This is a genomic window from Rhizobium sp. BK112, assembly GCF_014193215.1.
Taxonomy (GTDB): domain Bacteria; phylum Pseudomonadota; class Alphaproteobacteria; order Rhizobiales; family Rhizobiaceae; genus Rhizobium; species Rhizobium anhuiense.
Genome location: NZ_JACHYZ010000034.1, coordinates 1 through 9,530, shown reverse-complemented (window position 1 = coordinate 9,530; position 9,530 = coordinate 1). Strand labels below are relative to the sequence as shown.

7 protein-coding genes are annotated in these 9,530 nt (G+C 58.1%); 5 read left to right on the top strand and 2 right to left on the bottom strand.

Annotation, left to right across the window (positions count from 1 at the left end):
* Nucleotides 1-567: 567 nt before the first annotated feature.
* The 5 genes from FHT75_RS35465 (at nucleotide 568) to FHT75_RS35445 (ending at nucleotide 8,167) form a co-directional block, all read left to right on the top strand.
* Nucleotides 568-3,486, top strand: a complete 2,919-nt coding sequence (locus FHT75_RS35465) for a S8 family serine peptidase (protein WP_183845813.1) — start codon at nucleotides 568-570, stop codon at nucleotides 3,484-3,486.
* A 135-nt stretch (nucleotides 3,487-3,621) separates the two neighbouring features.
* Nucleotides 3,622-4,716 (top strand): S1 family peptidase, encoded by a 1,095-nt coding sequence (locus FHT75_RS35460; protein ID WP_183845814.1) that lies wholly within the window; start codon nucleotides 3,622-3,624, stop codon nucleotides 4,714-4,716.
* Between the two features lie 1,000 nt (nucleotides 4,717-5,716).
* Nucleotides 5,717-7,060, top strand: a complete 1,344-nt coding sequence (locus FHT75_RS35455; protein ID WP_246713048.1) for a S8 family serine peptidase — start codon at nucleotides 5,717-5,719, stop codon at nucleotides 7,058-7,060.
* Nucleotides 7,061-7,102: 42 nt separating this feature from the next.
* A complete protein-coding gene (locus FHT75_RS35450) occupies nucleotides 7,103-7,861 on the top strand; it encodes a DUF1353 domain-containing protein (RefSeq protein WP_183911616.1) in 759 nt (252 codons plus the stop codon).
* 54 nt (nucleotides 7,862-7,915) lie between these two features.
* A complete protein-coding gene (locus tag FHT75_RS35445) occupies nucleotides 7,916-8,167 on the top strand; it encodes a hypothetical protein (protein WP_183845817.1) in 252 nt (83 codons plus the stop codon).
* Between the two features lie 121 nt (nucleotides 8,168-8,288).
* Here FHT75_RS35445 and FHT75_RS35440 read toward each other — a convergent pair whose 3' ends face one another.
* Nucleotides 8,289-8,510, bottom strand: a complete 222-nt coding sequence (locus FHT75_RS35440; RefSeq protein WP_183845818.1) for a hypothetical protein — start codon at nucleotides 8,508-8,510, stop codon at nucleotides 8,289-8,291.
* Between the two features lie 183 nt (nucleotides 8,511-8,693).
* On the bottom strand, nucleotides 8,694-8,957 hold the full coding sequence (locus tag FHT75_RS35435) for a DUF982 domain-containing protein (RefSeq protein ID WP_183845819.1): 264 nt from the start codon (nucleotides 8,955-8,957) through the stop codon (nucleotides 8,694-8,696).
* Nucleotides 8,958-9,530: the final 573 nt, after the last annotated feature.

Below are 9,530 nucleotides of genomic sequence, written 5' to 3'. Positions count from 1 at the left end.
CAACTACTTCAAGGCCGCAGGATATGACCCAGATTAAACAGGATCTGCTCTAGTTGCGGCAAATAAAAGCGGCTGCTTTACGTCCTTGATGCCGTATTCTTGGTCGATACATGGAACGCGAGGAAGGCAGCTTCGGGCGCCGGACATCAATGCGCGCTCAGTTCCATAGGCTGCGATAAAGACAGATATGTGTTTCCGCGCTTGTCGGAGCGAACTTGCATTGGCCGCGAAAGGCGTTCGCCTCATGCTTGTGCAAGCCCGTCGTTTATTAGTCCTCGAAATCCACTAGCAATTGCGTGTAAATTATGTCATGCTAAATTACTAGTGTGAACTTCGTAGCAGCGAAAAAAATGCTCGTGAAGTTTCCAACGATTTGACGGCCTCGTTGCAGAGGCACCTCAAATCGGTGGGGCTGATAATTTGCAGAATGTAGTTTCGAGAGTTCTTCCTGCCCTCGCGGCGAGAGGAAGGTTTGGCGTATTTTTCAACGCGTCGCAGTGTTCAGTGAGAATTATTGGGGGAGACTCGGTCGACAAAGGCACTGGGTCTGTCGCTGGGGAGACGTCCATGTGTGCACTTCTTCGCTCCATGACACGCAAGCATGTCATCGTAGCAGCCTCGCTCGGCTGCGCTCCCTTATTGCTGACCAACAGCGCCGAAGGCTTCGAGCCAAACCTGAACTCACCTCGGGCGCGGACAGCAGCCCAAGCCGCCGGACAGCCAGAAACACGAGCGGCGGCTGAAGCGCAGGCGGTGCCGGTTCTTCCGCGCATTCGTGTGAAATATCGCGCGAGCGCGACAACGGTGGCGGCTCCTGCTCTAAATGCCACTGTCGCTCGCACCAGCGACGCGAGGGTTCAGAGAACTGTCCCAGTAACGCAAAGCATCGCTACAGTAGTGCTCGACAGAGCAGTGAGTGCGGAAGAATTGGGTCGGATTGCATCAAGCATTGCCCAGTCTCCGGACGTCGAATACGCCGTGCCTGAGAAGATCGAGAGGGCGCAGCAGGAGCCCGATGACACTCTATTCAGCGATCAATGGGATCTGCTCGACAACGCGGCAGGCATCCATGCCATTCCCGCCTGGGCTAACTCGACGGGGAACGATGTGGTGGTCGCGGTCTTAGACACCGGAATTCGTAGGCATGCGGATCTCTCTGCGAACTTGATCGACGGTTACGACTTTGTGACCGATTCCAGCCGGTCGAACGATACAGACGGTCGTGACGGGGATCCATCCGACCCCGGCGATTGGTGTCCGACCGATCCTAATCCGATGAGTAGCTGGCATGGGACGCATGTCGCCGGAACCATCGCGGCGGTAACCAACAATCATGAGGGTATCGCCGGAGTTGCTCCGGACACAAAGATTATGCCGTTGCGTGTCCTGGGTCAGTGCGGCGGATCGAGTTTCGACATCGCAGACGCGATCAGATGGGCCGCCGGGGCGCCTCTCGTGGGGGTGCCGCAAAACACCCGACCGGCCCAGATCATCAATCTTAGTCTTGGTGGGCCGGGTGAGTGCGATTCGGACTATGCCGATGCGATCCTGGAAGCCCGCCGGCGAGGGGCCATCGTCGTCGTCGCCGCGGGAAATAGTGATTCCGATTCGTCCGGGTTCCGACCGGCAAATTGCGAGGGTGTCATCAGTGTAGCCGCCACCAACCGCCTTGGCGCAAGAGCATCTTTCGGCGGTTTTGGACGCGGCTCGAATTTCGGACGGCTAGTGAAACTCGCGGCCCCCGGAGGCGAAACTTTCGTCAGCTTGAGCAATGGCATACTTTCCACGCTTAACGACGGCGTGCGAGGCCCTGGCAACGACAGCTACGAGGCCTATCAGGGCACAAGCATGGCCGCACCTCACGTCGCGGCCGTAGCGGCCTTGATCTATCAAGCCTATCCGACCGTAGAGCCTGACGAGGTCTTAACGATACTCCAGTCGACATCGATGCCATTCCCAAGCGTGACCACGAGACAGTGTGACACGTCATTGTGCGGAAGCGGGATTGTGAACGGCGAGGCCGCCGTAAACGAGGCGAAACAACGCGCGACAGTCGCGGGCTCTCCTCGGCCTGGGATCCTTGAGGCGCAACGAAAGTCCATTAATGCGCTTACTGCTAAAGAGCTAATGTCGCTTCGGCGCGGCGTCGCGCAAATGATGTCGTGGAACAATTCACCTCGCGACAGTGCTGAGTTCCGGCGCAGTTGGGTGTACTGGGCCAACATGCATGCCCACTTCGGGCCGCAATGCGGAGGTCCTGTCCGAGGCGCCGGCATGGCGGACGTTCAAAGCTTCACGGCCGGGAACCCGGCCGAAACCGCAACCTGGTGCCGTTGCGAGCATGGCACCGAGTACTTTCTCACCTGGCATCGCATGTATCTGTGGTATTTCGAGCGCGTACTGCAAGCGGCGTCCCGCGATCCCTCTCTGAGACTGCCATACTGGGACTATGCAAGCGATCCGACGTTGCCGGCCGCTTATCGCGATGCAACCTACACGGACGAGGGCGGGAACACAGTCCCCAATCCATTGCGCGTTGACGCACGTCGCACCGTACTCAATGACGGTACGGGGGCCCTTTCCCCCAACGTCTCCTCCGCTTCTGCTGCGATGTCGAGCCCAACCTATGACTCCTTTAGCGGCTCAATTGAGCAGACGCCGCACGGGGCTGTTCACTGCTCACTCATCGAGGGAAGCTGCCCGAATGGCCTGATGGGTGCCGTGCCGTCCTCCGCGCTCGATCCGATCTTCTATGCGCACCACACGAACATCGATCGACTCTATGATTGTTGGCTTAAGGTCGATGAGGAAGGACGGTCGCCCAGCGGCCAAGCCCATCTCGACACCGAGTTCACATTCGTAGACTCAGACGGCAGCACCGTAAAGCGCCGGGTCGGCGACATGCTCAGCCTCTCGCAGCTAGGCTATTCCTACGTGACCGGGGGCGGTTGCCCGACCACCATCGCGCTAGCTCCCGCAGAAAGGATCACGTTGGCACAGGCAGCACCCAACGGCGCAGGTAACGCGGCCAACATTGAGCTCGTGGGGCCGACGCAGCTTCTGAGCGGCGTCACGACGGTAAAAGTCAATGTTCCCTCGGCCCAGCGTGAGCGCCTCGCTTCCGCGGAGGCAACCCCCGGAGGCCGCGCTGTCATCGTGGTCGAAGGCCTGCAGGCGGATGTCAGTCCTGGCGTTCTTTACAACGTCTATCTTTCTGACGGGAGCGGCCGCCGTGAGCCGATCGGCGTCATCAATTTCTTTAATCTCACGGCCCCAAGCGCAGGTACTCACCGGGCCCACGCGGAAAGCACCAGGAGCTTCACCTTTGATGTAACGAATGTTCTGCATCTCCTAGCGGCCGACGCGACCGCACGGCCCAACCTTGTATTCGAGCCGACTACCGGTCTCGCAAATGAGTCTGACGCAATGGCCAGCCCGCAAGCCAATGTTCGCTTCGAAAGTGCTCTGCTCGTACTTGATCCCTAGTCGGAAGTCTATGCTTTACCATGAATTGACGGTGAATCGTTCATGTCCAGCAAACGCGAATTCGCTGATGTCGTGATTGAGCGAAGCTCAGGCAAGCGGTCAGAGCGCTGGCGTGTAACGGAGGAGGGATAAGAGGTGGAGATCAATACCTTTGTTGTCTGGGCGGGATCGCTGATGGCCCCTCTGGGCATCCTGTGGGAGCAGGCATCGGATGCGCAGAGAGAGCTTGGCACAGTTCAAGCAGGACAGGCGACAGCCCTAGTAAGCATGCCTACCACATCACGCACAGGTACTGGAAGTAGCGCCGCATCCCCGGCAGCCCAATGGGCTGCCGGGGATGCATTGGCAGCAGACGGTCCAATTCTGACGCCTGTGCAAAGGCCAGCCGATGGTGTGGAATTCGCCGCCGTGGCGGATCTCAAGCAGCAGGGCGACCAAGCAATCCCGCAACTTCGCCGTGGTTATATTGCCAATCCCGCTGATTGGCCCGCATCGCTTTATGCGACGTTTGAAACAGATCAGGGAACTGCTTCCTGCACTGCCGCGCTCATCGGCCCGCAGGTGCTGTTGACTGCAGCGCACTGTGTGCCGGCGAACGGTAAAGTCAACTTCTCCTATGCTGGGAAACACTATGCAACGGATTGTGTCCGCCATCCACAATACGAAACGGGCAATGATGCGTCTGCTGATTACGCGCTATGCAAGCTCAATTCTCCCTTCGCAGAGCCTGCAGGGTTCCGCTATGAAACGGTCGACTTGGCGCCAATGCTTGACCTCCTCACTCGGCCAATCTTGCTCACAGGATACGGCTGCCGCAGCGATGTCGTCGCTGAAGGCGATGCTGATGGTAACTACCGCTATGGATTTAACACCGTCGTCGAGACCTCGGCATCGGAAGATAAGTCGATGGGGGCCGCGTACTACACGCCGGCCGAGAACAATAACCTGTTTACGGCCCTGCTTGGCGCGAATCTCTGCCCCGGCGACAGTGGGGGGCCGGCATTCCGGCGAACAAACACTCAAGGCGCGAGCATTCTCGGCCGCATGATCATCGGCGTCAACTCACGCGTGTTCTACGCTGACATAAGTCGAACGACTTACAGCACCTCGCTCGTCTCTTCGACTGGAACTCCGGAATTCGGAGAATGGGCGGGAAAGTGGCTGGACGACGGCGATGTACAAGCCTGCGGGCTCCGTACCCCGACCAGTATCCCGAACTGCCGGTTTTGACATGGGTACGCGTATTCTTGCGCTAGGAGTGTTCGTTGGCATAGGGTGCGGGATAACGGATGTCTCCGCGGAAGGGCGCAACTATGCTATCCGTGTCGATCCAAGTCGCGCCGACCTAGTTGAGTCAGTGCTTGCCGAAGTGGCCGAGCCAATCGAGGTGGTGGTGGCTAACGGCGAAGATTTCGAAGCCGTCCTCCGTCGGATCTGTGATGGAAAGTTGCCAGTTCACTTGGATAAGGAGGCGAAGGACAATGGCTGGCTAGTTAGCTACTCGCCGTGTTTGAAGTGGAGACCGACACAGACAAAAACCGTTCGTCCAGGGCACACACTGGAAGCGCTTGCGAAGCGCTACGGCCTCCACCCGAGCTCGGTGCCAGACTTGGTGCTCAGTCCGCATCGTCGCGATGGAAAAATTCTTCCGGGAGATCAGGTGACGTTCCCAAAGATTCCTGACTGGACTCGCTTCACCAGCCGTGCCCCTTGGGGGAGGCGCGAGGAACTCGTCAGTCGCTTTGCCGAGCGACTTGGCTGCGGTGGCGAGAGCGCTGAGGATTGTCTGTTACGATTGGGAGTTTACCTGCTCGACAGCGATTTTAGTTACCTGGTAGCACCCTTTCGAGATGCTGAGGACTGTATAGGAGCGGACTGCCTTCCTCCATCTGGGGGCCGCGTGTTGAGCGATGACCGGGCAGGAACGCTTCCGACACCTATGCCGGGGCCGCTCGTTCCAGTGTGGCTCCCTTCATCGCCAAACCCGGTGCGACCTGCACCGACTTTTGGTCCTGAAATTCTTCGGGCGCCTGTTCCGTCGCAGCTCCCTTCATCGCTGAACCCCATATTACCCGGACCGACCTCTATTCCTGAAATCCCCGGGGCACTCATCCCAGACATCGTTCCAGTGGACGCAGCGCTAGCCGCATCGACGCTTGATGCTGAAGCGACCCTTCGTCCCGCGGTTGCAGGTGGACAATGGCCATACGACGTTGAGCGCGTGCAGAAAATGCTTCTTGCGGCACTTTCCGGCCAGCCGCTTCAGCAGACAATCATTGGCATCGCAGAAGGAGGTCTTCGCGATAGCAGTGGTGCTCCCTTGCCTCCTGGAATATTTGCGACCATCGAGGAAAACGGTGCCGACGGAATCGACAACAATGGGGATGGTGTCATCGACAACCCAATTGGGTTCGGGGCGGGGCGGGATGATAGTGGCGAGGTAATCGGCGATGTGGCTTTGTGCGGAGACCTACCCCCGCCGGATTATTCGCTTTGGGACAACGATTCGCAACTCGTCGCGAGTCATGGTGCCATGGTTGCATCACTCGCCGCCGGCGTGAGGCTGCTCGCAGCGGCTCCGGCTGTTGGCGCAGTTCTTCCGCGCATTGCCTTTTTCCGCGTTCTTCCCAACGCCTGCGGGGCCAATCGCCTAGGTCTGGAGTCAGACAATTACATCAAGGCCATGGAACATCTCACAGAACAGGCGAGTATTGTAAATTTCAGTTTTATCGCGGTAGGAAATGGTGGCTTGAGCTTCGCGCAGTCTGTAAAAGACTACATTGATAGCAGCCCCGACTTCGAACTTCTGATCGTACCCGCCGGCAATGGACCGGAGGGTCTCGACGAAGTTTTTCCATGCCCGCCTTGCCTGGCCAACACGGCACGGTGGCAAGGCACCTCGCGGCGTGTCCTCGTCGTGGGCGCTGCAACACCGGACCTGCGGAGAGCAGATTTCTCCGGTTTTGGGGAAACCACGGTCCAACTCTATGCGCCCGGAGAGCCGTCAGGCGCAATTGATCTTTTAGGCCGCGACTCAAGCGGTGTTGCCGCTGCGACATCGTGGGCAGCGCCGCAGGCTGCTTTCGCAGCGGGCGTCCTCAGGAGGTTAGGCGTCACCAGCGGTCGCAAGCTCAAGGCGAGGCTGCTTCTTGCCTCTTGGCCATTGTTGGATGCCAGCGGCAACCCGGACAGCAGCGGTGCACGCGTCCTCGACATCACCAAGGCGGTCGCAGTGCGCCACTATTCCGTGGAGGCGTTCGTGACGGAAGACGGCAGCCGTGTGCGCAAGACCTACGTCGGCGATCTCGTCACGCCTCTTAGCCAGTTGGCCATCTGCAGCACTCCCTTGCATAAGAGCCAAGTACAAGCAGTCCGACTTCGTACAACGGCAGAGGGGGGGCGCCGTGTTACAGCTTGGACGCGGTTCATCGATCAGAATACCCAGTTCTTTAGAAAGTTAGTCAATGAGCAATTTTGCCAACCCTCGGGAGCACTGCGAATCAATGATCTTGTGGAAGGCGAGATCACGCTCCCGCTCGCCGACGTTACCCAAATTATCATGCCCTGGGAGTGATCAAGTACAAGGCGTATCAGCACTGAGGAGAGAGAGGGAGTGATGTTGTACCGAAGAATCAATCGGCGTTTCCCAGCGGCAATTGCCGTTTTCCTGGCGGCCACACTCGCCTTTGTTCCTGCTTCGCAGGCAGACTTTGTCGGAAGCCTCGAACTCCTGCCGCCCGGATGCGAGAGTGCAGGGAATTGCCGGCTGGGCCAGGATTTTGGCTTCGTGGACGGGAGTGGACTGGGTTGGCAGGCAAGTAAAGGTCTGCTGACTGATGGGGCGTCCATCCCGCCTTGGACTCAACCCCTCGTCGGCGCGCCTTTCGAGGCGGCATTCATCAAAGCTGCTGTGATCCATGACCATTATTGTGACAGACACGTACGTCCGTGGAGGCAGACACACAGAGTATTTTATGATGCGTTAATTGCCAGCCAGGTCTCAAAAGCGGAGGCCGGGACTATGTACTTCGCTGTGATGATCGGGGGTCCCAAATGGGCACGGCTGATCAAGGGAAGGCCATGTCCTGTGGGGATGAGTTGCATCAACCAAGTAAACGTCACCAGCTCCCTGCCAGGCAGTGCGATCGCATTGGGCGAAGCGGGGGAGCTTTACGTCTCGAGGCCGGATGAGTACGGATCCGCTAAATTTGCCACTACCCTAGCCGGTAATTTACCGGAGCTTGAACGGGCAGGAGAAGCGCTAATGCCAGAACAAGTCGAACGGTTGGCCGCGAAAGCAATGGCGGATGACTTCTACTACCGGAACGGCGCAGAAGTTGGGGCTGATGTCAGTGTAACATTGCATTCCGATTAGCCCCGAGTTGAGCAGTTGCGATTCAAGATGTCTGAACTTACCGGGGATAGTCGCATGCTTGATCAAGTATATGCACCCGAGGTCGGCTCTGCCGGATCAATCGCCGAGATTAAGCTTGTTGAGCGGAGCTACCGCGACAAAGTTCCGCAGAGTTATTCTGACAACCGGCCGATCGCATCGGCGCGAAATACATATGGCGAAACGGATGTTGGATCATATACAAGCAATCTCTGCGGCGGCGAACGCAGTGGCTGCCTTTTTGGCGATCGCTTAGCGCTGTTGTGGGCGCGCTCGCGAGCGGCGTAGCTACCGTCGAATTACACCTCGCCCCGGGACACGACCGCGGAGTTGATTGAAGGGTCAAGGGGACGTGGATCCGCCGCGTGGCCCATGCTGCTCAAACTTCAGCGATACCTAAAGGTTCCCGTCAAACCTTGCCTCTGGCCGCAAAGACCAGAACTTTCAGCCGGTCAAAATCATGAACTCCCTGGCGGTAAAGTTCGATCGTGATCGCAGCGGATCGGGATGTTTCTTCATCGTCGTCGGCAAGTTGGAATTCCGCCTTTACGGCGTCCAAGACCTGTTGGCAGACGTCAAGGTCCTCCGACGTCAGAGCCTGATCACGCTCGCATATTTGACGTGCGCTCATTGCTTCCTCCGATCATCGAATAACTCACTGGAGATATGGAACAGAGCGTGATTTTCAAGGGTTGACAGAGGCCCGATCCCTCGTGCTGACCGGGCCTCTCCCATTGCCAACTCGTCAGGGTGAGCGTGGCGGCGGGTCGAGTACGCGCCTAATCGTGTCGGATCAATAGACGCTCCGCTTGGCTCAGTGAAGAACGGCGATGGCCGTTACGCCAGCTTCGTCTGCGGCGCGGATAATCGCCTGACGTAAATGCTCGGGTTCAGCTTTGCCAATCATCACGTCCATGCAGGCTTTCATAGCAGCAAGGAACTCGTCTCCGTCGTCGGAGGGCCAGTCCCTCATCAGGGCGTTGGCGGCTTCTCCGACCGTTCGGACAATCACACGTTTGCTCCCATCCTTGAAGACAAGGATGACAGGGTCAAATGCAGCCGAGGTGTCCCATTTCATTACATTTGGTTCCCGACAAACTAACGTATCGGTAACCGTGCAAAAGGTGTGCCACCGCACGCGGCGGTTTATCATAAGGCAGGCATGGCCCCGAAAAGGCAAGGATTTGGCACCAGCGGATGATGTTTCGATGAAATCGTGGTGCTCACGACCAAGGTCGATATGATCCTTGAGACCATGAGGCGATCGGAAGAGAAATCCGAAACGGCGCTCCCCCTCCCAGCAGTCGCATAAGCTGCTCGTCGCAGTGCACGGTGTGGCCGTCGACCGCTGTCAGGCTGGCGCACATCAGCATTGCAGTGATCATTGTGGTTTCACCGGACCGCTGGTCGGTTCCTTGTGTGGGTAGTGCTCCCAGCACCACCAGCGCGTCTCCTGCGCCTTCCCGGCAGAGAATCCAAATCCTCCCCACTTTCCGCATTCAGCGTCACAGCAATAGTGCTCGACGATGACGTTTGCGCCCGGCGCCGTTGAATGTCCTTCGATACTCACGCCGCGTCCCCTCCGCCTTTATAGCAAGCTTGGTTGTTCAGGATCGCCGGCTTTGCTGATGATGCTCGATCCATATGCCTC

Coding starts and splice junctions, on each gene's coding strand:
- FHT75_RS35465 (WP_183845813.1), top strand. CDS start 568: ATGTGTGCACTTCTTCGCTCCATGACACGCAAGCATGTCATCGTAGCA.
- FHT75_RS35455 (WP_246713048.1), top strand. CDS start 5,717: ATGCTTCTTGCGGCACTTTCCGGCCAGCCGCTTCAGCAGACAATCATT.
- FHT75_RS35450 (WP_183911616.1), top strand. CDS start 7,103: ATGTTGTACCGAAGAATCAATCGGCGTTTCCCAGCGGCAATTGCCGTT.
- FHT75_RS35445 (WP_183845817.1), top strand. CDS start 7,916: ATGCTTGATCAAGTATATGCACCCGAGGTCGGCTCTGCCGGATCAATC.
- FHT75_RS35440 (WP_183845818.1), bottom strand. CDS start 8,510: ATGAGCGCACGTCAAATATGCGAGCGTGATCAGGCTCTGACGTCGGAG.
- FHT75_RS35435 (WP_183845819.1), bottom strand. CDS start 8,957: ATGAAATGGGACACCTCGGCTGCATTTGACCCTGTCATCCTTGTCTTC.